Source organism: Pseudomonas sp. 50_B, assembly GCF_017491625.1.
In the GTDB taxonomy this organism is placed as follows: domain Bacteria; phylum Pseudomonadota; class Gammaproteobacteria; order Pseudomonadales; family Pseudomonadaceae; genus Aquipseudomonas; species Aquipseudomonas danubii.
Window position 1 is genome coordinate 1 of sequence record NZ_JAFGYX010000100.1, and the last position, 506, is coordinate 506.

Annotated in this window: 1 protein-coding gene; it reads left to right on the forward strand. The window is 66.8% G+C overall.

Features of this window, described 5'->3' with window-relative positions; translation table 11 throughout:
* On the forward strand, positions 1-506 hold a 506-nt coding region (locus J5M73_RS31095), incomplete at both ends, for a cytosine permease (RefSeq protein ID WP_207816890.1).

Below are 506 nucleotides of genomic sequence, written 5' to 3' on the forward strand. Positions count from 1 at the left end.
CGCGAGCGGCGCGACGCAGGCGACGAACTGGACGCGGCTCGCGAAGAGCGGCCGCGCGGCCGTCGCGGCGAGCATGATCGGCTTTTTCGTCGGCAATGGGCTGATGATCGTCGCGGGCGCGTATTGCGCGATCGTCTATCAGCAGTCCGACATCGTCGAAGTGATGATGCTGCAAGGGCTGTCGATCGCGGCCGTCGTGATGCTCTGCCTGAACCTGTGGACGATTCAGGGGCCGACGATCTACAACGTGTCGGCGGCCGCGTGCCATCTGTTGCGCAGCGAACGCCGCCGCACGCTGACGCTCGTCGGCGCGGCGGTCGGCATCGTGCTCGCGATCGGCGGCATGTACGAGATGCTGATCCCGTTCCTGATCCTGATCGGCTCGATCATTCCGCCCGTCGGCGGCGTGATTCTCGCCGATTTCTGGTATCGGCACCGCGGCCGCTATCCGGCGATCGCGAGCGCCCGGCTGCCGCGCTTCAATATCGCCGGGCTCGCCGCATATG